General features: G+C 66.8%; 28 protein-coding genes, 2 pseudogenes and 1 riboswitch. Of the genes and pseudogenes, 12 read left to right on the forward strand and 18 right to left on the reverse strand.

The features are described 5' to 3' along the window. The first annotated feature begins 409 nt into the window (after positions 1 to 409). Positions 410 to 730, forward strand: coding sequence for a hypothetical protein (locus NBZ85_RS08760; RefSeq protein WP_261553555.1), 321 nt, complete (start codon positions 410 to 412; stop codon positions 728 to 730). Between the two features lie 211 nt (positions 731 to 941). Here the strand turns inward: NBZ85_RS08760 and NBZ85_RS08765 are convergent, their stop codons facing one another. From NBZ85_RS08765 to NBZ85_RS08775, 3 genes are all read right to left on the reverse strand, one after another. Beyond that, entirely contained in the window at positions 942 to 1,649 is a 708-nt protein-coding gene (locus NBZ85_RS08765) for a metal-dependent hydrolase (RefSeq protein WP_261553568.1), read from the reverse strand. A 113-nt stretch (positions 1,650 to 1,762) separates the two neighbouring features. Next, positions 1,763 to 2,152, reverse strand: coding sequence for a type II toxin-antitoxin system VapC family toxin (locus NBZ85_RS08770; RefSeq protein WP_261553567.1), 390 nt, complete (start codon positions 2,150 to 2,152; stop codon positions 1,763 to 1,765). Continuing rightward, positions 2,149 to 2,436 carry a type II toxin-antitoxin system Phd/YefM family antitoxin gene (locus tag NBZ85_RS08775; protein WP_261553566.1) on the reverse strand — a complete coding sequence of 96 codons (288 nt, stop codon included), beginning with the start codon at positions 2,434 to 2,436 and terminating at the stop codon, positions 2,149 to 2,151. Before NBZ85_RS08775 ends, NBZ85_RS08770 begins: the two co-directional genes overlap by 4 nt. A gap of 598 nt (positions 2,437 to 3,034) precedes the next feature. Between NBZ85_RS08775 and NBZ85_RS08780 the strand changes: the two genes are divergently transcribed. Continuing rightward, a complete protein-coding gene (locus tag NBZ85_RS08780; RefSeq protein ID WP_261553565.1) occupies positions 3,035 to 3,316 on the forward strand; it encodes a type II toxin-antitoxin system RelE family toxin in 282 nt (93 codons plus the stop codon). A 63-nt stretch (positions 3,317 to 3,379) separates the two neighbouring features. Here NBZ85_RS08780 and NBZ85_RS08785 read toward each other — a convergent pair whose 3' ends face one another. The 4 genes from NBZ85_RS08785 to NBZ85_RS08800 form a co-directional block, all read right to left on the reverse strand. Then, entirely contained in the window at positions 3,380 to 3,790 is a 411-nt protein-coding gene (locus tag NBZ85_RS08785) for an SUMF1/EgtB/PvdO family nonheme iron enzyme (protein ID WP_308204922.1), read from the reverse strand. Positions 3,791 to 3,846: 56 nt separating this feature from the next. Next, on the reverse strand, positions 3,847 to 4,470 hold the full coding sequence (locus tag NBZ85_RS08790) for a hypothetical protein (protein WP_261553564.1): 624 nt from the start codon (positions 4,468 to 4,470) through the stop codon (positions 3,847 to 3,849). 366 nt (positions 4,471 to 4,836) lie between these two features. Then, on the reverse strand, positions 4,837 to 5,832 hold the full coding sequence (locus tag NBZ85_RS08795) for an aldo/keto reductase (RefSeq protein WP_261553563.1): 996 nt from the start codon (positions 5,830 to 5,832) through the stop codon (positions 4,837 to 4,839). 502 nt (positions 5,833 to 6,334) lie between these two features. Continuing rightward, the gene (locus tag NBZ85_RS08800; protein ID WP_261553598.1) at positions 6,335 to 6,748 is read right to left on the reverse strand and encodes a flavodoxin family protein; all 414 of its coding nucleotides are present in this window, start codon (positions 6,746 to 6,748) and stop codon (positions 6,335 to 6,337) included. 1,216 nt (positions 6,749 to 7,964) lie between these two features. On the opposite strand from NBZ85_RS08800, the gene NBZ85_RS08805 reads away from it, so the two are divergent. Continuing rightward, a complete protein-coding gene (locus NBZ85_RS08805) occupies positions 7,965 to 9,044 on the forward strand; it encodes an ABC transporter substrate-binding protein (protein WP_261553562.1) in 1,080 nt (359 codons plus the stop codon). Between the two features lie 224 nt (positions 9,045 to 9,268). On the opposite strand, the gene NBZ85_RS08810 is transcribed toward NBZ85_RS08805, so the two are convergent. From NBZ85_RS08810 to NBZ85_RS08825, 4 genes are all read right to left on the reverse strand, one after another. After that, entirely contained in the window at positions 9,269 to 9,670 is a 402-nt protein-coding gene (locus NBZ85_RS08810) for a type II toxin-antitoxin system VapC family toxin (RefSeq protein WP_261553561.1), read from the reverse strand. Then, the gene (locus NBZ85_RS08815; protein ID WP_261553560.1) at positions 9,667 to 9,912 is read right to left on the reverse strand and encodes a hypothetical protein; all 246 of its coding nucleotides are present in this window, start codon (positions 9,910 to 9,912) and stop codon (positions 9,667 to 9,669) included. Before NBZ85_RS08815 ends, NBZ85_RS08810 begins: the two co-directional genes overlap by 4 nt. A 332-nt stretch (positions 9,913 to 10,244) precedes the next feature. After that, positions 10,245 to 11,405: a TAXI family TRAP transporter solute-binding subunit gene (locus NBZ85_RS08820; protein WP_261561761.1), complete on the reverse strand. Its 1,161-nt coding sequence runs from the start codon at positions 11,403 to 11,405 to the stop codon at positions 10,245 to 10,247. Between the two features lie 52 nt (positions 11,406 to 11,457). Continuing rightward, entirely contained in the window at positions 11,458 to 12,534 is a 1,077-nt protein-coding gene (locus tag NBZ85_RS08825; protein WP_261553558.1) for a toll/interleukin-1 receptor domain-containing protein, read from the reverse strand. 609 nt (positions 12,535 to 13,143) lie between these two features. Here NBZ85_RS08825 and NBZ85_RS08830 point away from each other — a divergent pair. After that, positions 13,144 to 13,734, forward strand: coding sequence for an ISAs1 family transposase (locus NBZ85_RS08830; RefSeq protein WP_261553557.1), 591 nt, complete (start codon positions 13,144 to 13,146; stop codon positions 13,732 to 13,734). A gap of 24 nt (positions 13,735 to 13,758) precedes the next feature. Here NBZ85_RS08830 and NBZ85_RS08835 read toward each other — a convergent pair whose 3' ends face one another. After that, on the reverse strand, positions 13,759 to 14,106 hold the full coding sequence (locus NBZ85_RS08835) for a nucleotidyltransferase domain-containing protein (RefSeq protein WP_261553556.1): 348 nt from the start codon (positions 14,104 to 14,106) through the stop codon (positions 13,759 to 13,761). A 565-nt stretch (positions 14,107 to 14,671) separates the two neighbouring features. On the opposite strand from NBZ85_RS08835, the gene NBZ85_RS08840 reads away from it, so the two are divergent. Then, positions 14,672 to 14,986: a hypothetical protein gene (locus tag NBZ85_RS08840; protein ID WP_261561762.1), complete on the forward strand. Its 315-nt coding sequence runs from the start codon at positions 14,672 to 14,674 to the stop codon at positions 14,984 to 14,986. A 675-nt stretch (positions 14,987 to 15,661) separates the two neighbouring features. After that, a complete protein-coding gene (locus tag NBZ85_RS08845; protein ID WP_261553554.1) occupies positions 15,662 to 15,994 on the forward strand; it encodes a type II toxin-antitoxin system PemK/MazF family toxin in 333 nt (110 codons plus the stop codon). A gap of 120 nt (positions 15,995 to 16,114) precedes the next feature. Here the strand turns inward: NBZ85_RS08845 and NBZ85_RS08850 are convergent, their stop codons facing one another. Continuing rightward, positions 16,115 to 16,513 (reverse strand): hypothetical protein, encoded by a 399-nt coding sequence (locus NBZ85_RS08850; protein WP_261553553.1) that lies wholly within the window; start codon positions 16,511 to 16,513, stop codon positions 16,115 to 16,117. Between the two features lie 41 nt (positions 16,514 to 16,554). Continuing rightward, a complete protein-coding gene (locus NBZ85_RS08855) occupies positions 16,555 to 16,689 on the reverse strand; it encodes a hypothetical protein (protein ID WP_261561763.1) in 135 nt (44 codons plus the stop codon). 369 nt (positions 16,690 to 17,058) lie between these two features. Between NBZ85_RS08855 and NBZ85_RS08860 the strand changes: the two genes are divergently transcribed. Next, positions 17,059 to 17,679, forward strand: coding sequence for a GNAT family N-acetyltransferase (locus NBZ85_RS08860; protein WP_261553550.1), 621 nt, complete (start codon positions 17,059 to 17,061; stop codon positions 17,677 to 17,679). Positions 17,680 to 17,685: 6 nt separating this feature from the next. Further along, complete coding sequence (locus NBZ85_RS08865) at positions 17,686 to 18,174, forward strand: hypothetical protein (RefSeq protein ID WP_261561764.1); 489 nt, start codon at positions 17,686 to 17,688, stop codon at positions 18,172 to 18,174. A gap of 247 nt (positions 18,175 to 18,421) precedes the next feature. Here NBZ85_RS08865 and NBZ85_RS32610 read toward each other — a convergent pair. Then, positions 18,422 to 18,636 (reverse strand): annotated as a pseudogene (locus tag NBZ85_RS32610) (flavodoxin). A gap of 130 nt (positions 18,637 to 18,766) precedes the next feature. Further along, positions 18,767 to 19,291 (reverse strand): phosphotransferase, encoded by a 525-nt coding sequence (locus NBZ85_RS08870; protein ID WP_261561765.1) that lies wholly within the window; start codon positions 19,289 to 19,291, stop codon positions 18,767 to 18,769. A gap of 369 nt (positions 19,292 to 19,660) precedes the next feature. On the opposite strand from NBZ85_RS08870, the gene NBZ85_RS08875 reads away from it, so the two are divergent. Both NBZ85_RS08875 and NBZ85_RS33700 read left to right on the forward strand, forming a co-directional pair. Then, positions 19,661 to 19,879, forward strand: coding sequence for a type II toxin-antitoxin system HicB family antitoxin (locus NBZ85_RS08875; RefSeq protein WP_261553548.1), 219 nt, complete (start codon positions 19,661 to 19,663; stop codon positions 19,877 to 19,879). Positions 19,880 to 20,011: 132 nt separating this feature from the next. Beyond that, the gene (locus NBZ85_RS33700; protein ID WP_261553596.1) at positions 20,012 to 20,098 is read left to right on the forward strand and encodes a type II toxin-antitoxin system HicA family toxin; all 87 of its coding nucleotides are present in this window, start codon (positions 20,012 to 20,014) and stop codon (positions 20,096 to 20,098) included. Positions 20,099 to 20,137: 39 nt separating this feature from the next. Here the strand turns inward: NBZ85_RS33700 and NBZ85_RS32615 are convergent, their stop codons facing one another. After that, positions 20,138 to 20,275: a hypothetical protein gene (locus tag NBZ85_RS32615; RefSeq protein WP_261553547.1), complete on the reverse strand. Its 138-nt coding sequence runs from the start codon at positions 20,273 to 20,275 to the stop codon at positions 20,138 to 20,140. Between the two features lie 244 nt (positions 20,276 to 20,519). On the opposite strand from NBZ85_RS32615, the gene NBZ85_RS08890 reads away from it, so the two are divergent. Further along, a complete protein-coding gene (locus tag NBZ85_RS08890) occupies positions 20,520 to 20,891 on the forward strand; it encodes a type II toxin-antitoxin system RelE/ParE family toxin (RefSeq protein WP_261553546.1) in 372 nt (123 codons plus the stop codon). After that, positions 20,888 to 21,223, forward strand: coding sequence for a helix-turn-helix domain-containing protein (locus NBZ85_RS08895; RefSeq protein WP_261553545.1), 336 nt, complete (start codon positions 20,888 to 20,890; stop codon positions 21,221 to 21,223). The genes NBZ85_RS08890 and NBZ85_RS08895 overlap by 4 nt, the downstream gene beginning before the upstream one ends. A gap of 95 nt (positions 21,224 to 21,318) precedes the next feature. Here NBZ85_RS08895 and NBZ85_RS08900 read toward each other — a convergent pair. Continuing rightward, a pseudogene (locus tag NBZ85_RS08900) lies at positions 21,319 to 21,498 on the reverse strand (flavodoxin); the annotation flags it as partial. A gap of 131 nt (positions 21,499 to 21,629) precedes the next feature. Further along, a riboswitch (SAM riboswitch) is annotated at positions 21,630 to 21,742 on the forward strand. Positions 21,743 to 21,942 lie beyond the last annotated feature (200 nt).

Here is a 21,942-nt window from a genome sequence, read left to right on the forward strand (position 1 = left end):
TTCTTCTCGAAGAGGTCGACAGCCCGCATGCGGATGTCCTCTTGGGTTTCCCGCGGAAGAGCCCGTCCATCGATAATCATGTTTCTATGACAGCAGAATCATGCACACTCTTCAAATCGGACTAGTATTCGCAGTTTCGCGGTGCGGGCTACACTTCGGTCTCCCGGAGATCCTTTGGTTTTCGGGAAGAACCATGACGATCCATACGGGGGGTCCCATGACTGAGACAAACTAGCCGACGGACAGTGAGCAGAAGACTGCGCCGCGCGCCGATCTGTGGCAGGCTCAGATACCGAACCCGCCGCTGTCACCCCGGCCCGGCCAGGCCGTCGCCTGGGCCCAGCCTCCGATCGGCGCTATTGCCCCCGTCCCGCGCAAGCAGGGCGCGTGGGGCCTGTGGTGGCTCTGCGTGATCACATTCTCGATCTACTACTTCATCTGGTACGCCAGGATCAACAGTGAGCTGTCCGCGATCCTCGGCCAGCCGCGCAGGGCGAACAGCCAGTGGTGGAACCAGATCATCCCGTTCTGGGGCCTCGTCGGCCTCGGCGCCACCGCCAAGCGACTCAACGCCGCACATGCGCTCGTCGGCTCACCAACCCGGGTCGGTGTCTTCACGTCCTGGTTCTGGGCACCCGGCTGGTTCGGCTCGCAAACCCGTTACCTGCAGCGACGCGTCAACATTCTGCATGACGTGCTAGCCTCGCGGACCGCCCACCCAGGGTACTAATTCCATGCTGCCCGGCGGCACCAGGCAGCCCGCCTGACCGCGGCGGCGGGCAGATCGCCGACGACGGTGAGCGGGTTATGCAGACGCTTTCACGTGAGATCTGTCGTGATGATCTCGACGCCCCGCACCGCGCCGGAGGAAACAGCGCCACCCGCTCACCTGGCCAGCCCGATAGCCGAGGGCCGGCCGGGTGAGCGCGGGCGGAAAGGCGTCAGCGCAATCCGTGGGAGAGCAGGGCGCCGTCCAGCACGCGGACCGTCAGGATGACGATGACGCCGGCCAGCACAGGCACCACCACCAGGCGTTCGACCCTCCCGTCGGTGCGGGGGACCAGGACGACCCCCATCCGCCAGTTCACCGGCCAGAGCAGGAGGCAGCCCCGAGGGGTCAGGCAGTCACCGATCAGGTGCGCAAGGCACCCCAGGACAACCGGGTAGGCGACGAAGCTCATGTCCAGGCCGTGCATCAGATAGACGGCGACCCCGGCCGTCACGCAGTCCTTCAGACCCGACCAGAACTCGTGCCCCTCGAAGTCCAGGCCGAGGCCGCGCAGCCCGAAGCCGACGAGCACGAACAGTGCCGCCCACCAGCCATACCGTAAATGGTCCGCCAACAGGCTCATCGCGACGCCCATGGCGAGCGCGAAAAGCAGGGAGTGGGTGGCGTGCCGATGGCCGCCGCTGGCCCGGCTCACCCATCGGCAGATCGTCCGACTGACCGGGCCGAGGGTGTTCGCGATCCGGCCGTTGGGATGGTCGATGTCGGGCAGCAGGCCCGCACCCGCGGCCACCACCCCGCCGGCGATCACCTGATGGGACGACAACGACAGCGCGTAGGTCCCCAGCCAGTCCTCCCGGCCCAGCAGGGGCACGACGGCCAGCCAGAGCGCCGCACCGCTCAGCGCATGCGTCCGCCCCATCACCGCTGACAAACCTCGTTGATCGGCATTCGGCGGACTCTAGCCTGACGTTTCCACCGGCCATCGCCGAGGTGGGGGTACGAGTGATCACGAAAGCTGTGGCCAGCCCGCTCTCAGGCAGGCACCGCGACATGCAGGCGTTCCTGCGCGGCCGCGGCGGAGAGGCGTTTGTCATAGCTGATGAAGACCAGCGACGGCGCATCGAGCCGGAGGGCCGTCGCGAGATGAAGAGCGTCCAGCGACCGCAGCAAGGGATCCGCCAAGGCCGCGGCGGAGACGAGGATCGGCTCCTCGATGGGCACGAGCGTGACGCGAGCCAGGACGCCGGGAACCCGGGGAAGCGCGGCGGGGTCGCTGCGGCGCAGTGCGCGGGTCACTTCCAGCGTGGCAAGCGCAGATGACACCGAGACACCAGGCCGGGCGGCGAGCCAGGATCGCAGCGCGCGTGTCTCCAGTTCTGGATGAACCAGCTTCACCAACGCGCTGGAATCCAGATAGATCACGCAGACTCCTCGCGCAGTTCCGCGACGACGCCCGTGGAATCGCGCCCGTCCCAGCTGCCGGTGGGAACCGGTTCGGGGAGATCAGCCAGGCCCGCCGTGGGCACGGTGACGCGCCCCTCCGCGACGAGTTGATCCAGGTAGTCGCTGCCGGTCTGGGTCAGTTCCGGCACCAGCCTCGCCCACGGCCGCCCATTGCGAGTGATGATGATCGACTCTCCCGCGTGGGCGCGGTCGACCCAGCTACCCACAGCGTGACTGAGATCCCGCATACTGACGGTAGTCATACCATGAGTCTAACAGTTGTTAGACATGAGATCTGATCGAGGCGATGCCGCCAGGGTTGGAGCGGTGGCTGGACGCGACCCAGGCAACGACCACGCCAGTACCGACGGGAGAACGGAGCCTGGGACGGTGAACCCCGTCGAGACCCCGACAGCCTCGTCGTCGTAGCTGATCTCGAGGAACCCGTCGACATGGCCGGGACGGTGTTCCGCGGAGACTGGTTAGCCGTCGTCGCGCCCGACTGCGCCTGACCGGCGCACCCGACGTCGAGCGGCTCAGCGCGGCCCAGGAGGCCGCGTCCCGGCCGGGGACGATGTCGAGGAGGCCGAGGAGGCCGAGGAGGCCGAAGCGCAGCGGCTGCGCACGTTCTAGTACGGCAACTCCCGGCGGCCCGCGGACGCGGTGGCCTGGCTCGCCCACTGGTAGGGGCGCCGGGCAGCGGCGCAGGACGGCCCAGCCTGGCAGCCACGCGGCCTCGATGAGCGGGACCCGGTGAAGCTGGCGAGCGCGCGTCGGCCGCTGTGGCTAGGCCCAGCGACTACCGTACGATCACGCGCAAGTCGTGGCCGAACTGGAGCAGCGGCGAGCCGGGGACGAGTGATGGCCGGCAGCGATGCTGCCTACGAGGTCGCGCTGTCGCGCAGGGCACGGAGAAACCTCCACGAGGATCTGCCCCTGGAGGTCGCGGCCGCCGCGCTGGAGACGATCCAGCGAACGATCGCCGTGAACCCTCGCCGGGTCGGGAAGCCGTTGGACGAACCTTTCGACGGCTTCTACTCGGCGCGCCGCGGGACCTACCGCATCATCTACCGGATCGACGCGGCCAAGCACCTGGTGGAGATCCGCTCCATCCGACACCGGCGAGACGTCCACCATCTGTGAGTCCCAGCGCGCTTCACCGCGCTCTGCCGAGTCACCGAGGAACGGAGCGGGCGGGGCGGAAGCTCACATCGTCGACCCGGAAATCCGGATGGCCACACGACGCACGGACGCCTGGCAGCTCCCATGCTCGCCGAACCAGCCGCCGCCGCGCAGCACCTTGCAGTCGCCGTAGACCGTGGCGTCATGGGTGTCCCAGCACCGGTCCCAGACGTTACCCAGCATGTCGTACAAGCCCCACGGGTTCGGCGCCTTGCCACCCACCTCGTGGAGGTACTCCCCGGAGTTGCCGCGATACCAGGCGATCTCGTCGAGCAGACCGTACCTCGGGCCGGCCGTCCCGGGCCACGCTCGGCCAGCCACCGTGACCTGCGCGCGCATCCCCTGCGTCACCGGAAACGCGCCAAGGCGGTGCGCCGCGACCTCGACCGGCCGCGTTCGCCGCGTCCGCCGATCCGACAGCGTCGCCTGCCCCACCGGGGATCGCGACCAGTAGGCTTCGCGAGGCGACAGGGACAATCCGGCGCCACGTGTCAATCAGCAGGGGTGGCCAGCCACGCGCGCAGGTGGTCGCCGAGGTCGAGGCGGCGCGGTACCCGCAGAAGCCCGGCCGGCGTGGAGACCACCCCGAACGCGCGCAGCCGGTCCGCGAGCAGATCCCAGTCCTGCGCACCGCCGCTGTCCTCGACCGCGGCGAGGTCCGGCGGCAGCGGGTGGTCGACGTCGGCCCAGTCCGGCAGCAGGACCATGTGGACCATGCGCGCGATCTCCTCGATCGTCAGCTCGGCCAGGAACGCGTCGGGGGTCCTGCCACCGCCCGACATGCCCCAGCCCCGGTCATCCAGGAGGGTGACCTCCCGGCCGTCCGACAGCTCCGCGAACTCGTGCACCGTGAAGGAGAGCCCGCTGGCGGTGTCGATGTAGCCCGCCGGCATGGGGGCCGGCGTCGGAACCAACCCCGGAACCGCGGTCGGATCCGGCACCACCCCCGGAGTCGGGACGAGCATCGGGTCAAGCGGGCCGCTGGTCACGGACCGACCGCCCCCGGCACCGCCCTCGCCGCCGGCGGCGCCGTGCGGGCATCGACGGGAAGAAGTCATCGGGCCGGCCGAAGCGAGCTCGCACCACATGCGGATTCCCACGACGACAGGGCTCATAGGACCATCATGGCAAGATCCGCGACCGGGCCTGCATCCTGTTCGAGGACGTCTACGCCACGCTGGCGGCGTGCGGCGGTGTCGTCGCGATCGCCTTCGGCGGGGGAAGGGCACGGACGGCCGGGCTATTGCTGCTTCCACCGGTATGCCTGGTGCTCGGCTGGACCTATCTCTTGATGCCGGCCGCCGGCGCCGGAAGCTCGCCCAGCTCGGAGACGAGCTACGGGTAGTAGAGATGTCGCATGCGCCGCGGGGTCGCACCACGGGTCGCACAGCGCTCGGCGCCACCTGGCGCCGAGCGCCCACGGTCCGACTCCTGCCCTGCACAGACGCGCGCGCAGTGGCTGGCGCAGAGGGCGGTCTCTGCTACCAGGCGAAGTGCTCGGGGGCGGTCCGGTAGCCCGGGAAAATCTCGTCCAGCCGGGCAAGCGCCTTCTCATCCAGGCGAACGTCGAGCGCCCGGACAGCGTCGTCAAGGTGCTGCTGGATGCGCGGGCCGACGATCGGCGCGGTGACGGCCGGCTGGTGCAGCAGCCAGGCGAGCGCGACGTCACCGGGCTCGTGGCCGAGCTCGGCGGCGAAGTCCTCGTAGGCCTCGATCTGGGAACGCTTGGCCGCCAGGGTCTGCGCGGCACGGCCTTCGAGGCGCCGCCTGCTCTCCCGCTCCTTGCGCAACACGCCACCGAGCAGCCCGCTCTGCAGCGGCGACCACGGGAGGATGCCCACGCCGTAGTGCTGGGCCGCGGGCAGCACCTCCAGCTCAACCTCCCGGGTGAGGAGGTTGTAGATCGGCTGCTCGCTGACCAGACCGAACGTCCCGCGCTGGGCCGCGGCAGCCTGCGCCTGGCCGATGTGCCAGCCCGCGAAGTTGCTGCTGCCGACGTAGAGGATCTTGCCAGCCGTGACGGCGACGTCGATGGCCTGCCAGATCTCGTCCCACGGGGTGGCACGGTCGACGTGGTGGAACTGATAGAGGTCGACATACTCGGTCTGCAGGCGGGCCAGGCTCGCGTCCAGGGCACGGCGGATGTTGAGCGCCGACAGCCTGCCCTCGTTGGGCCACTCCCCCATGGCGCCGTAGACCTTGGTGGCCAGCACGGTGCGCTCCCGGCGCCCGCCGCCCTGCGCGAACCAGCGGCCGACGATCGACTCGGTGTGGCCCACCCCCTCACCAAGGCCCGACACACCGGCCGAGCGCAGGCCGTAGACGTTGGCCGTGTCGAAGAAGTTGATGCCGTACTCGTGCGCCGAATCCATGATCCGACGAGAATCGGTCTCGTTGGTCAGCGGACCGAAGTTCATCGTGCCCAGGCACAGGCGCGAGACAGACAGACCGGAACGGCCGAGTTGAGTGAACTGCATCCTGGATGAATTCCTCTCCGATGAGGGATCAGTCGGCGCCACCGTGAGACGGGCACCGTGCCGACACCCCAGTCTCCAACTTCGAGCACGCTCCAGGTCAAGACCGTCACGACGGGTCACCGCCCGGCGCCACATGGCGCCAAGGACCCGCCGGCCACCGTCTGCTTTCCTGCCGCTCTCACGTCGACCTGATGCTCAGCCCGGGTCATGCGGGCATCAGGCCGGCCGTGAGGCAGGTCGGCGTCAGCGGGCAGTCGCCTTGATTCGGCGGACAGGCGGGTGACCTGCTCCTACGTCCGCGACGCTCAGCAGATCCCAGGGACGTCCGCCAGCGCACGCGAGCGCGGCACGCGCAGGCCGACACAGGAGAGGAGGTGCGGCCAGGGCACGGGCTCTCCCGGCGCACGGCCGCCCGACGCTTACTTGCACGCAAGGACGATAGGCAAGGACAATAGGCTTGGTCGCAGAACTTGCAGCAAGTCGCGTGCGTCGGGTGGTTGCGCTACGTGCCCATGAGACTGGCTGCCGCGGTGGCGCCCAACTCCCAGCATGCCTCGCGGGTGTCCGCGTCGAGCGCTCCTACTACCGTCAGCGGCTCCCGCAAACGCTTCCACCGCAGACCCGTAGTGATCGTTTCTACCGACATCACGGCGCCCGTGGTGTCGCTGCCTCCGTGGACGTAGAGGGCGTATGGCCGACCAACGGTTGCTTCGAGGCAAGGATAATACACGCCGTCAAAAAAGTGCTTCAAAGCCCCCGACATATAACCGATATTGGCCGGAGTACCGAGAATGTATCCGTCGGCAGCCAAAACATCCGAGGCTGTAGCCGATAGCGCCGGCCGTACCTCAACCTCCACTCCCTCAATTTCATCCGCCCGAACGCCCGACAGAACAGCCTCCAGCATCTCGTTCATGGTCGGGGACGGGGTGTGATGGACTACCAGTATCTTCGACACAGGCGTACCCTACCAAGCTAAGGCCCACCCCCTCGTACGAGAAGGTGGGCGCCAGTCAGGGACAGTTGCACGGGCTATGCACCCAGACGCGCCCCAGCAGCGCCGTGGCCGGCGAGATGATGAATGGCATCCATGTAGCCGGCGGCTTCCTTCATATCCCCGAAGCAGTGGTATCGAGAATTCCAGCCGTTCGGTTCCCGGTAGGCGAGGCGAACTTTCACGCCCACCGAAAGGGAACGCCCATCGCTTCATGCACGAGGCACCGTCCGCGGCGTTGACGGACCGGCGGCGTTTCCCGGCTGGCTTGAAGGTAGACCGCGATGCAATTTCTACTCGACTGTCCATCATGCCCGGTCGGCCAACCACGGTGTTCCAGCTAATTGTTGGTGGCGACGACCGGAATGCCGTCCCCGACCGCCTCCGACCGACTGGCCTTCACCGAGCGTCCCCGTGGGCGCTCATGCCTTGGCCCCGACCGTATCGCCAAGAAACTGCAGGCAACCTTCCGTAGCTATTATAAGTAGTCGATATGCATCTCAACGTAGTTTTTTGAGTAGCCCTAGCCCTTCTCTTGCCTCTAAAAAATCTTACGCATTTGCGGCGATGATCCTCATAAAATGCCGCATCTACGTCTACCCAGAGCCCTGTTGCACGCGGACACGGATCTCTTGGCGGCCGCCTCTCGTAACAGGTCTGACACGAAGCGGTAGGTCGATGCGTCGCCACGACGGTGATCAGTCACTTACCGAAACGGACTCCATCGAGATCCGGAAGGCAGAATGCCCGATATGTAACTTTTATCCGGTAACCACGAGCACGCATCCCTGCTAACCGTGAACGAGGTCGAACCATTTTCGCAAAAGGCGACGGACAGTTTCCTCCGTTGTCACAGAGCGCCACCACAATAGACACCGCTGGTCATCGAAACCACGCACTAACCTCGCCTTCACGGCAGCGAGACAGCACACGCTTTTCTTGACAGCCCAGTTTTCTCGCTGCTAGCTTCACGCGCCGTGAGGGCTAATTTCGAAATTTACGCCGAGCACTTTCCGGCACTCCAGGCGCCGCATGCGATTTCCCCGAGCTGCCAATGCGAAGGCAGCCACCGATGAAAAGTGTTCGCGGACCACGAACAGCCGGTCCGATCGCCCGGCCGCGGCGACCGCGCGGCGGGATGGCCGCAGCCGCGTTGTCCGGAATCCTGGCATTGCTGTTCACCAGCTGCAGTAGCGGGTCGGCCAGTACCACCAACGCCGGTGCGGGAACGCCGGCCACGTCGACAACGCGCACGGTGACCGATTCTACCGGCAAAAAGGTGACGGTCCCGGCCACAATCAACCGGATCGCGGATGGCTGGTCCGCGCACAACGAGATCGTGCATATGCTCGGCAGCGGCGATAAAATCATCGCTACTTCCCTGACGCCGGACCTGGTGCCGTGGTTCTATAAGATCAACCCGACGATGCAGAAAGCCAAGACCCTGTTCAGAGGCACGACAGTCAACACAGAGGAAGTCCTGCAGGCACGTCCCGACATGCTGTTCACCAGCACGGGCACCCAGGACTGGTCGAAGATCACTGCGGCGGGCATCCCGGTGGCCCAGCTGACTTTCCAGACGTTCGACGGCCTGAAGTCGGTCGTCAACACGACCGCCAAGGCGCTCGGGCCGGCGGCCGAGGCCCAGGCGAGCCGCTACAACTCCTACCTGGACAGCAAGATCTCCCAGGTTCGTACGAAAACCGCGCCGATCCCGGCTGACAAGCGGCCCAAGGTGCTGCATGTTCAGTCGCTGAACCCGCTGACCGTTGACGGCACCAACACCATTATCGATCAGTGGATCACCCTGGCCGGAGGCCGCAACGCCGCCCAGGTGAGCGGCAACGGCAAGGCAGTGACTCAGGAGACCATCGCCAGCTGGAATCCCGATGTGATCGTTTTTGCCGGCAGCACGATCACCGGTACCGACACCGCGCAGCAGACGCTGGCAAAACTGGCCGCCGATCCGTTCTGGGGTAACCAGCCTGCGATCCGCAACAAGCGGGCCCACATCAACCCGACCGGTGCCTTCCTCTGGGACCGGTACGGCGTCGAGGAGGCCCTGCAGGTCGAATGGGCGGCCAAGACGTTGAACCCCGACCTGTTCACCGGACTGGACATCGTCCAGGAAACCAGGACCTTCTATCATGACTTCCTGCACTACGACCTGACCAACGCCGAGGCGACGAGAATCGTCAACGCTCAGGATCCCGAATAGGTTCGGACAACCGACGCCGGAGGAGAGGGACTCGGGAATCCGGCGGGCGGCGATGACCAGGCAAGCCGCCGACGTGAACGCGCTCGTCCGCTCGGTGGGCTCCGCCCTCGGCTCGCAGGTGGCCGGCCACCCCAGGGGTGGCCGGCCACCCCTACCTGTCAACATGAGGTGAGGCCACCCGCGACCACTGTTGCTGCCGTACTGGGGAAACGTGCCCGTTTCTGCTACCCGGTGACGATGACCGTCGCGCGGTGTCCGACAGCGTTCCTGAGCTTGGTGTCGCCTGTGAGCAGGTCGCAGCCGAGTGCTTCGGCGAGCGCGATGTAGGCGGCGTCGTAGGCGCCGAGGTTGTGCCGCAGCTCCCACATCCGGGGGTGGTAGGGCCAGACCGGATGACGGGTGATCCGCAGGCGCGCGTAGTCAGCCAGCATCTGCTCACCGCGATGGTCAGTAATCTTCTTTCCGGCGGCAAGCCCGCGGACTGTTGACGCGACCTCGACATCGAGATGGTGCGGGGCGTGCAGCGTACGCGGGGCGGACAGGCGCTGCCGGAGCACCTCGTCGCCCTCGCGGACCGACAGCACATCAATGACGAGCGAGCAGTCAACCACGTACGTGACGGTCAACGCCGCCCCTCGTCGCGCGCCGCGAGAATGTCGTCCATGGTGAGCCCCACCGGTTCCCTGTCACGGGCGATGCGAGCGATGACCTCGGCGTTGGTCTCCGTGGCCGCGTCGGCATCCATCAGGTCCCGCAAGTACCCGGACAGCGACTGGCCGAGCGATCTGGCGCGCTCGCGCAGGACCGCGAGCGTCGTCGGATCGACATCGCGCACCTGGACGATGCCCCCGTCGGCAGACTCACTCATATATCCACCCTACCATCCGTTCATGCACGGCGCATGAATCATCGCGTCAACCTCGCCAGGAGCGTTCGTGGGCGCCTCACGACACCTCCGCCGGTCGACCTGCGCCCGCAGACCTGGCTGGACGCATGGGACGAGGGGCTGCTCGCGACCGCTTTCGGCGCGTGGGCGCGAATATGTCCACGTCCCCTGGTCCTGTTCCTCGACGAGATCGACGCCCATTCCGGGCGCACGCTACTCAGCCTCCTCGGCCAGGTGCGCGACGGCTACCGTCGACGACCGGCCGGATTCCCTGCGTCGATCGCCCTCTGCGGTCTGCGAGTCAGGCCGCTCGGTCAGGGCCCCAGACAGCTCCGATTGAAACCGAGATGGCTCAGATAATAGTCAGCGGCGGCCTTGTGCAGGGTGACGGTGCAGTAGAGCTGGTTCTCCTCGATCTCCGTCTTCGGGTCAAGGAAATGCCGGCCCTTCTGGTCGGACCCCCACAGCGCCGCCTCGAACTCCTGCCGGTCGGTCACCAGCAGGTCGGCGACGAATTTGACCAGGTTGGCGTCGGCCGCCTTGTTCACCAGCACGACGTTCGACGACGCGATCGTGTACGTCGGGTTCAGCCCCGCATAGTCGTTCCGTTGCAGCGTCCACTGTCGATAGTCGCCGCCGTGCAGCGCCGGGTACTTGTTGTTCCACTCGATCTGCATGCCCTTGAGGTAGCCCTCATCCAACGGCAGCAGGGTGAGCGTCCGGCCGGCCGGGTCCCGCAGGGCCGCGGCGATGGTCGTGGTCGGCGCTCCCCCGGACCACAACAGTGCGTCAGCACGTCCGCGGCGGACCGCGTCGACGGCATCGGTCAGGCTGCTGTTTCTTATCTGCGGGTTGCAGGTCGGGCTCCGGGATCGGAGCTGGTGGAGAAGGATCTCGCCGATGCGTTCCGTTCCGGACGACGTCGGCCCCGTCTCCAGTACCCGGTTCGGCTGGCAGAGGTCTGCGAGCTCGGTCATCGGCCGGTCGTTCGGGTACGCGCCGTCCGGCGCCCGGACGACCACCTGGATGAAGTCGAGCCAGAGCGGGCCGACGGTCCGCACCGTGGTCACCCTCTGCCCCTCGAACTGATAGACGGCCATGGCCGCGTCCACCGACGTGCCCATGCCGCCGAAGGCCAGCCAGCAGGTGCTGGCCGTCGAGTCGGCCAGCGCCGAGACGTTGAAGGCGCTTCCCGGCGTCGCGACCACGTAGACGGCCGACCCGGGGTACCGCCGCTTGATGTTCCGTTGGATGACGGCGGCGTACTGGTCATAGGGCGTCGCTCTGGCGCCGACTGACGATCCGCCCTGGCCGGCGAAGATGTCGATGACCGGGCACTTGCCGAGCCTGCGCGCCGAACCTGGCCGTGCCTGTGCCCCCAAGACCACGGCCAGCGCCGCCACGACGACGAGTGTCATGCCGATCGCCCGGTAGTAGCCACGGCCGCCCCGCGCCGATAGTTCGACATTCGACATCGAGCTTCGTCCCCCGCTCCGCCCTGCCGCCCCCCGGAGGCCGATGACGACTCTATCCACCCGGTTCAGTGCGCTGCGCGAGGGACGCAGTGGTGGTGGGCTGCGCGGTCATCACCGGCGCGGCCTGCTGAGGTCGCGCGACCACGTACACCAGCGTGGCGGCGGCCCCTGCCTCGACGACCACGGCAAGCGCCGAGTGCGCCATGCCGGCGGTGGCTAGCGCCTCGGCACCGACCGTCGCGCCGAGCAGACCCAGCGAACACGCCAGCAGCATCTCGACCGCAGGCGGCGCCCAGCGAGACGCGAGCGCACAGCGGACGACCACCGCACTCGCGACCCCCACTGCCAGCACACCCGCGACGACACCGACGACACCGGCGCGGCCCGCGGACTGCACGCCGATGCCCGCGGCCTCCAGCGCGACCCCAGCCGTCCCGACGACGGCCCGGCCAACCTGCCGCCTGAGACACATCCGCGGCCGGATCAGCCCCCTTGACCGCGGATCGGTGGAGACAGCCACGGCGGGAATGACCTCGGTAGGCATGACCACGGTGGACGTCAGCGTCGGGCCGGGTTCGGTGGACGTCAGGTCAGGCTGCGGCGATGCCTGGGGGCTGCCGCCGGCCTGGTCCTCATCCGTGCCGCGCGGTGGAAAGACGGGCGTGCGGGGCGGCAGATTCCGCTGACCGGTCACCGCGACCGAGATGTTTTTGAGCAGCCATGGGCCGGGGTCGGTTCCGCTCAGCCCGACCAGATTGATGGCGACGACGGACCGCAGCGGTTCGGGAGGGTCACAGTCGTCAATCCGGATCGGGATGAGTTTCCGATCGGCGCCCAGAAGATCTGCTGCCCACGCGGCCCGCCACTGGGTGCCGCCGTAGACCGAGCGCAGATAGCGCTGGGAGACGATGGCCAGGGTCCGGGCAGAATCGGCGATGCCCTCCTGCAGGAACACGTGCCGGTTTGCGCCCGCGACGAGATCCCAGTGCTCCAGAAGAATCCGGTAACCCGCTGCTTCCAATGTCCAGGCAACCCAGTCAGCCCACTCGCTGTCGGCCAGGTCGTAGGAGATGAAGAAGTCCCACCGAGGGTCGGTCGCCCCATCCGCGCTCGCCGCGGTCTCGAACATGAGCCACATCCTCGCACGATCCCGCCGACGACCTGCGGCGAGCCGGGTTGAGCCGGGGGCCCGGCGAAGTTGCCGGTTGACAAGCAAGCCTTTTGATCGTTTCTGGTGTTCGTTCAGGCCGCCGCGCGTGGTGACGGATTCCCTCAGCGATGTTCGTGGTGCCGGTCAGGCGCAGGATCGCGATCGCCAGGTCGCGCAGGCCGGCCGTGACCTGGGGCGCGTCGCCGGTCCGGGCCTGACTCAGAGCTACGGGAAGATCACCCAAGGTTGCGATCTGCTACGTTATGTAGCCGCCTCGCGGCGACATCTGAAGGTGCCCTGGACCGGATAGCACGCGTCAGCGCTATCCCTACGCCCTTCAACCGAGATTCGCCTCAATAAATCGACCCGGCACGCCGCGCACCGACCTAGAGAATCCGCTGGAACGCGACCGGCAAGCCCTGGCCGTCAAATTATCTGAAAACTGATCAATCGTAGTGATAAAAGTGTCCTTCTGTTCGGGATAATGAAAGTACCACCAAACAAAACCCCGAGCAAGAAGGCCACCGCGTGCGATCATGCCAGACCGGCGAGAATAAGGCCAGTAGACTTCTCGGAGTGCTGCGCCAGGTGAAAGATTTCCGCGCGGCCCGCGGGAAAATGTACGACCTCCATTTCGTACTTGCTGTCGCGGTCGTCGCCACACTCGCCGGAGCCGCGAACTACCGCCAGACCGGCAGGCGAGCAGCCGACCTTCCACAACGCCTACTCGTCCAACTCGGTGCACCCTACGACTACTTCTGCGCGGCTCACCTGACACCGCGCGAGTCCACCATCCGGGAGGTCCTCACGAACGTCGACGCGGACCTACTGGACCTCATCGTCGGCGCCTGGCTGCACGAATGCGCGACACGTGACCGCGACGGAGACCTGGTGATCGCGCTGGACGGCAAGGTCCTACGCGGCGCTTGGACCACCGAGAACACACAGGCCACGCTGCTCACCGCCATGATCCACGAACAGGGCGTCGTCGTCGCCCAGACCCTGGTCCCCAACGGCACCAACGAGATCACCCAGGTCGAGAACCTGGTGAAGAACCTCAAACACAAGCGCGGACGAACCATCGTCACAGCCAACGCCGCCCACACCCAGTTCAGGACCGCCACCCTGCTCCACAAACGCGGAATCGACATCGTCGGTGATCGCGCGGAGGAGGCGTAGCACCCGGACTTCGTCGACCACCGGCTACGCGTTCCGGTCCAGAACAGCCGCGGCGAACTCGCGGTGCGCCCGAGTGATCCGTGGAAGTTCGTCGAAGTAGATCTTTCTGGTCATCGCCTCCCAGTGCACCCGCGCGGCCCGGTCGTCCTCGAACAGCAGCCGCCCGCCGGCCGCGACCCTGCCGGCGAGCTCGAGCGGCGCGCTGTCAAGGACGAGGAGGTCGACGCCGGGCGGCAGGAGTATGTCGAAGGCACTCGGAGGCCGCGGGCCGCCGAAGAAGGCGGCGATATCGATGTCCGAGTCCGCCCGCTGGCACCCAACGGCGCGGCTGCCGTGCAGATAGGCGAACTGCGCGCCCGCCTGCCGCAGCACGGCGACAGCGTCGCGCTGGTAGCGAGCGTCTCGTCCATGCCCCGATCATCCCAGACACAACAGCCGTGCGGCACTCGGCTTCCGCCCGCGTCGCCGGCCCGCACAGAGGTTCGACGCTGGTAGCGCCGCCGTGGGGTGCCACCCGAGTCACCCGGGCATCAGGGAATCGCCGGTACGCCGACGGACTGTGGTTCGCCGCCCGCACCTATTGCGCCCGGGATCCACCGACGAGGAGTCGAGGCCAACCCGGCCGCGGCCGCCGACGGCCTGGCCCGGCGAAAAGGCGGCGAGTTCCTCCGGGGCTGGACCAGCCGGTGGCTGATCCGCGTCGCCCACCCGCCTCCGAGCCCTACCTGGCCGGTCGGTCGTAATGATCCCGACGCTGCAGACCACGCCGGTCATGTCGCTGGTGCCGTCGGTACAGAAGGCATGGGGGCGGTCGACGTCGGTGTCAGGCTCCAAGACCCCTCGAGCTATCCGCAGTTTCGCGGTGCGGGATACGCCCCGGAGCGCCGGAGATCTTCTGGTTTCCAGGAAGGATCATGACGATCCATACGGGGGTCCCATGACTGAGACAAACTGGCCGACGGACAGTGAGCAGAAGACTGCGCCGCGCGCCGATCTGTGGCAGGCTCAGATACCGAACCCGCCGCTGTCACCCCGGCCCGGCCAGGCCGTCGCCTGGGCCCAGCCTCCGATCGGCGCTATTGCCCCCGTCCCGCGCAAGCAGGGCGCGTGGGGCCTGTGGTGGCTCTGCGTGATCACATTCTCGATCTACTACTTCATCTGGTACGCCAGGATCAACAGTGAGCTGTCCGCGATCCTCGGCCAGCCGCGCAGGGCGAACAGCCAGTGGTGGAACCAGATCATCCCGTTCTAGGGCCTCGTCGGCCTCGGCACCACCGCCAAGCGACTCAACGCCGCACATGCGCTCGTCGGCTCACCAACCCGGGTCGGTGTCTTCACGTCCTGGTTCTGGGCACCCGGCTGGTTCGGCTCGCAAACCCGTTACCTGCAGCGACGCGTCAACATTCTGCATGACGTGCTAGCCTCGCGGACCGCCCACCCAGGGTACTAATTCCATGCTGCCCGGCGGCACCAGGCAGCCCGCCTGACCACGGCGGCGGGGCGCACGATCTCTCCAGTACGGTCTGCCGCGCCCTGAACATTTCGTCGCCGTTCGGACGAGTGCACTCGGCCCATCACGTGGCCGAGCAAGCTCCGCCGGCTGTCCCGTCAGTTCGTCATCAGCGACGTCGCAGCGGCGGCGCCAAGATCCCAGCATGCCCCCACGGTCGGCGGCGGACAGATCGCCGAGGACGGTAAGCGGGTCACGTAGGCGCTTCCACTTCAGGCCGGTCGTAATGGTCTCCACGCCGCGGATGGCGCTCGTGGTGTCGCTGTTCCCGTGGACGTACAGCGCGTACGGCCGGCCGATCGTGGCCTCCAGACACGGGTAGTAAATCTGGTCGCGGCGCCCTTGCTAACGTATGGGTAGGAAAACCAGCGAACAGCGCCCTGTCGGGACGCTAACCGAGCGGCGACAGGAGAGCGGATGCGGGCTGGCGAAGTCTGGTGGGTGGATTTCGGCGAACGACGGCCGGTAGTTCTCCTCTCGGCTGAGGGCGAGTCCGGATTCCTGGCCATGCAAGTGGTCCCCCCAGCCGGCACCGCCATCGATGGCGTGGCCGCGGAGGTTGCGATTGGCACTCCCGAAGGACTTCCCTTCGAGGGCGTCCTGCGCGTCGCGTTTCCGCGTCCAGGCGTCGTCCCCTGCACCTGGCTCCTTTCGATGACCAGAGAGGACCTGGCCGAACGGGTCAGCACCCTGCCGCCAGCGAAGCTCGCCGAAATCGAGAACCTTGTCCGCCTCGGTGATCCGGCGTAGGCAGGGTCAACGGCTTCAGCCGACCGGACGGCTCCGAGGCCGGGCCGGGACAGCCGGGTGGTGTCCCGGGTTCTCCGGCGACGGTACGCACAGCGGCGGTGGCGCCCAGCGCCCGGTCGATCAGACCGGCATCAGGCTTGCGGCGGTAGTGGCGCCCAGTTCCCAGCAGGCTTCCTGGCCCTTCGCCTCTGGCGTACCGATCACCGTCACCGGCTCTCGCAATCGCCGCCAGCGCAGGCCAGTTGTCATCGGCTCAACGGCCCGGACGGCGCCGGCAGTGTCATTGTAGCCATGTACGTACAGGGCGTAGGGGCGGCCCACCGTAGCTTCCAAGATCGGGTAGTACCCGGTGTCGCAGAACTTACGGAAAGTCAGGTGCATCGAGCGACTACGTAGCGTATCGTCGCCCCTGATCTTCAGGATCTCGATACCCCGGCTCTGCTCCTCGGACAGCGAGTCGTACTGCTCTGCTGCGAGCTGCTGGTGCATCCAGGCGGGAGCGACCATCTCCGCGGTCATGGCGCACCTCCCTCGCTCGGCCCCAGGCCTGACGCTCCAGATCAAGGGTCACCGGCCAGCCGCGCCCCCGCGGGGACTGCGGCGCGGTCAACTGTCGCGACCTCGTCGATACCGAGACTCTCCGCACGCGCGATGGCTGACTCGTCGACCGTGCCGAGCGGGCTCGACGTCGCCACCTGGGCGGATCGTCCACCACGGGGCCGTACCGCTCGGGCAGGTTCGGCCAGGACACACCGGTCCGTTCCCGGAACTGAGATCCCGTTGAGCACCCTGCGGTGATCAGCTCACCGGCCGCCGCGACCACACCGTCGCCCTCGTTCAGCAGCGTCAAGCATGGCCGTCGACGTCGAGGTTGATGGCGCGACGGCCGGCCGTTCCGGCGAGGCGAGGCGAGGCGAACGACGTTCTCGAGAACTACTCGAGGACAGTCAACATCATCCAGTGCGATCGCTACCCGAAGCCTGCCATGATCAGAAACAGGTCGAAGTATTGACTTCCGTAGTAACCCGTACGGGGATGCCGCCAAACCAGCTAGTATGCGAGGTATGCGGGTCACGACGCTGTCTGATCTCGAGCCATCTCAGGCGAGTTCGGTTGAGAGAATTTATCTGGAGGCCTTCCCCGCGGGCGAGCGGATGCCGTTCGGGGAGATATTGAGGGATATCAACGCGGGTATTCGCGTTGCTTACGTCGCACTTGACGAGAACACCGTTCTTGGCTTTGCCTCGGCCTACGTTCTCCAGTCGGTCCAGACCTTCTTTCTTGAATACATCGCGATCGAGAAGAGGCACCGCGGCGGCGGATTCGGGGGCGAACTTTGGTATCAGATCTGTACCGACGTCCAGCGCCATCAGGACGTCTCAGCGATTGTCCTTGAGGTCGAAGACCCTGACGAGCCGGATATCGGTCCAGGCGCGGTCGCCGCACGCCGGAGGCGTATCTGCTTCTACGAGAACAGAGGCGCCCGAATGCTGCCCGTCACTGACTTCCGGGTTCCACTCCTCCAGGGAGACGGAGAACAGCCGATGCTCCTGATGTGGGCACCGGCCGCCCGGCCGGATCCGCCGACCGGCGACGAGCTGACCGACCTCGTTCGAGCGCTGTACGAAGAAGGCTACGACCTCCCTCCCGACCACCCACTTGTCATAGCGACATCTGGAAAGTGACCTCGGATGGACATCTCAAACATTGTCGCGGTCGTCGCGCTGATACTTTCCATCGGCGCGACGACACTGTCCGTATCGGATGCCAGGCGCAATCGGACGGTCACGACCTACAACAGTACAACCGATCTAGTCCTCCAAATCGACAGAGTCTTTATCGAGTATCCCCAGTGGCGACCCCACTTCTACAACAACAAGCCGATCCCCGAGAATTCCACACACCAGGACCGCAGCCAGGTACTGGCGATAACCGAGTTCTGCCTCGACATCCTGGAATGCATCTGGGATCGAAAGATCGAATACTCCAGGAAGGATCTCAATTCCTGGCGCGCATGGATTCTGGACCTCTTCAATTCGTCGCCGACCATGAGGAGTTACTTCTCCGCAAACAGCACCTGGTATCCCACTCTCACGGGTCTGCACGAGGAGGAACGGTCGACCTGGTGGCTCGACGACCCTTCTCCGGCGCCCGCACCGCCTCAGCCGCGAGCTAGCTGATCACTACGCGAACTCGACGGCCACTCGGCCGCCTCGGGCTCTCCGGCGGACGGGCCCGCCGAACGCAAAGGTCCCGCTGCCGTACCCGGCTGCCAGCGGCCGTAGCCGCAACCACGCCAGGTATCCATATGTCGCCTACCGGGGCGAAACGGCCGTCATTGAATCATCCTTACGCAGCTCACAGCCGACGTGCCCAGCACGGGCGGAAGACCTGGACGTCCGCTGTCGACCAGGAACCCAGCCCAAATCACGCGGGCATCAAGCTGGCCGCGACCGTCGCCCCGAGTTCCCAGCAGGCCTCGCCTGCGGCAGCGTCCATCTCGCCGACGATCGACAGTGGCTCGCGCAGACGCTTCCACCTCAGCCCGGTGGCGATGGTCTCGACCCCCCGGATCGCTCCGGCCAGTCGCTGTTGCCATGAACGTAGAGCGCGTACGGGCGGCCAACAGCTGCTTCCAGGATCGGACAGTAGACGCAGTCGCAGAACTTGCAGAAAGTCGCGTACGTCGCGCGGTCACACTACGTATCGCGAGCGCTAGTCGCCGCTGCCTGCGGGAGGCCCTTTCCAACACCGGAGTCTGGCAGCGACACGTCAGGAACCGACCTCCCAGAGCCGACGGTAGAAGGCGGTCCGGTCATCGTCCGGCGCGACACCATAGGCATCCAGCAGAACGTGCTCCCAGCCGGGGCCGTAGTTCCACTCGGTGCTCCAGGTGGCGACCGCGAGATCCGCCCACCGGTCCGCCACCCCCAGCGCGCCGAGATCCACATGCCCCGACCAGCGTCCGTCCTCGCCCAGCAGAGTATTCGGGGCACAGGCATCGCCCTGGCAGACAACGAGCGCGTCCACCGCGGGGGCGTCTGCTGCGAGATCGGCCAGGCGACGCCGGCGCTGCGCAGTCGTCGCCTGCGCTGACGCCTCGGCCAGCCGATCCGCCACCGACCAGAAGAACGAACACTCCGCCACGGGCAGCGCCTCGCGAAAAGCACGAAGCCCCCGCCCGATCGCCTGCACGGCACGCAGCGGCTCGGCCTTCCAGATCGCGTCGACGGCGTTCCGCCCCGGAAGACCTGCTGTGATCAGCCAGCTTCCGGCCCCCGTCCCGCCCCTCGCCAAGCACCACTGGAACCGGCGTGAACGGCGCAGCCCAGCGCAGACGAGACGCTTCCGCCATCAGGTTCAGGTGAGTTCCAGCCAGCACCCACTTGACGAAACGTCGACCAGCAGGACTCGTCATCTCGAAGGTGAGACCACCGAGTTCGTTACGCCAGACCGGGCGTACACGATTGCCGGCGGCCATCGCCACGATCACACTAGGCATCGGCACATCGTCGTCCCCGGGTGAACCGGCAAATATCTGATCATGGTAGCCGACCCCAAGGCCACGCTGTCCGCGACCCGGCGGTGACGCCGAGTTCCAGGCGAGCAGCGCGGATCGCGGCGGGCGATCAGTGTTGAAGGCTGCGTCCGCGATATCGTGGGTGCATGGCGGCGTCGCGCACCACCACGGTCACCGTCCCGATCACCGTCGAGTGTGACGAGGACGGCACCTGGTGCGCACATGCCCAGCTGCGTCCCGATGTGGGCGCCCACGGCGAGGGCGCGACCGAGCAGGAGGCACTGGACGACCTGCGCGAGGCGCTTGTCGGCCTGATCGAGGAGTTCGGGGTTCCCCGAGAGCTGTCCGTCACCGTAGCGGCCTGACGCCTCCGGTCCCCTCCGTCCGAGGCATCCGAGTCGTCCACGCACTGGAGCGGCGCGGCTTCAAGGTGGCGAGGGTCAACGGCAACCATCACCTCATGCGGACACCCGGACGGGCGTGGCACGACGGTCCCGGTGCACGGCACCCGCGATCTGGCCAAGGGCACCTTGCGCGGCATTCTCAACGACATCGGCCTGACGATCGACGAACTCGCCCCCTAGCAGCCGCGCCGACGACGGGGGCAACCAAATCGGTCCAGGTCACGTGGACATCAGGCTGGCCGCGACCGTGGCCCCGAGCTCCCAGCAGGCCTCGTGGCCCGTGGCGTCCACCTCGCCGACGATCGACAGGGGCTCACGCAGACGCTTCCACTTCAGACCGGTGGCGATCGTCTCCACGCTCCGGACCGCGCCCGTGGTGTCGGAAGCACCGTGGACGTACAGGGCGTACGGCCGGCCGATAGTTGCTTCGATGCAAGGGTAATACGCCTGGTCGAAGAATTTACAGAAAGTCGCATGTGTCGCTCGACCACGCTACGTGTGCACGAGATCGGGCTGCCGCAGCAGAGCGAACCCAGGAGCCGGCCGGCTCGACCCTGCCGACTCGGCATCCAGACGTCGAGGATTTGCTAAACTTCTTGTTGTGGACGAGTGGGAGGTCCGCGTCACCGGCGAGTTCCTGGGCTGGATCGGCGGGCTCGATCCGAGGTCCAAGGCGCTCGTCGTCGACGCGATAGACCGACTGGCCGACGCCGGACCAGGCCTGGGCCGACCACTGGTCGACCGCCTGGTCGGCTCGGAGATCCACAACCTCAAGGAGCTCAGGCCGGGTTCCGCGGGCTCCTCGGAGATACGTGTCATCTTCGTCTTCGATCCCTGGCGCTGCGCGATCCTGCTGGTCGGCGGGGACAAGTCGGGCGACTGGTCCGGCTGGTACCGCAAGGCGATCCCACGGGCAGAGACCCTGTACGTCGAGTACGTGAAAGAACGGGAAGCCGAGGAGGGCAGCTCATGACCAGATTCCCCCGGTGGAACGACGTCCGCGCCGGCTTGGTCGCCGACGCTGGCGGTGAGGAGGCCCTGACCGAGGCCCGCCGACGCAACCAGGCATACATCGACGGCCGCCGGCTCGCCGAACGACGCAGACACCTCGGACTGACCCAGACCGACGTCGCCGAACACATGGGCGTCAGCAAGGGCCGGATCTCCCAGATCGAACGCGGCGAAGTCTCCACCGTCGACGTCATCGCCCGCTACGTCCAGGCCCTCGGCGGCCAGATCCAGATCACCGCCGTCTTCGGCGACGACCTGTACATCCTGCGCGGCACCGACACACCTGCCGCGTAGGGAACGACGAACTGCACCCACGCACTACCTTCGAGAAAGCGACCCAGGCCCGTTCAATTCCGCCATCTGGCGGAGACAGGACGCCCGCCCCAGTGCAGGGCATGCCGGTCGGCGGCGAGTACGTCGATCGGCGTCGCGGCCAGCGCCGGCCGCACCCGGGCATCCACTCCCTCGATCATCTCGTCCCTGGCTCCGGCCAGCACTGCTTCCAGCATCGCTTGCAGGGAGGGCAGAGGAGTGTGTTGGGCGATCACGAGGGTCGGCATGGCGGCCACACTGCGGCTCCCGGCGGCCAGCAGGTCCTGACGGACCGTCGCCGCCACCGAATACTCAACCTTCTACCTAGACAAAGTCGACATGGCGGGCTACGTTCGTCCCGGTCGGTCAGCTGACTGAAGATCACAACTGTCACGAGTGCCAACGTCCAGCCCCGGCTTGTTGGCCGGCAACCCTCCACCGCGAAGGGGTGCCCCGGGTGAGGACACGGCCGCGTCCAGCGGATGCGGCAAAGCGCGGGCCCGGTCTCCTGGGCCTCGGCCGAGGGAGCAACGACATGCTGGGAGCGACTCGCCACGCGAGTGGCCGCTCCACGACCGCGGATCGCGTCCCGGGCACGATTCCCGTGCCCGGGACGCGGGCTCACCGGTCACCGCAGGTACGGCTTACCCGCCGCCTGTCGATCGACCTGCGTCGTTCATCCAGCTGTCTCTGTTCGCCGG

The organism is Frankia tisae (assembly GCF_025403405.1).
Classification (GTDB): domain Bacteria; phylum Actinomycetota; class Actinomycetes; order Frankiales; family Frankiaceae; genus Frankia; species Frankia tisai.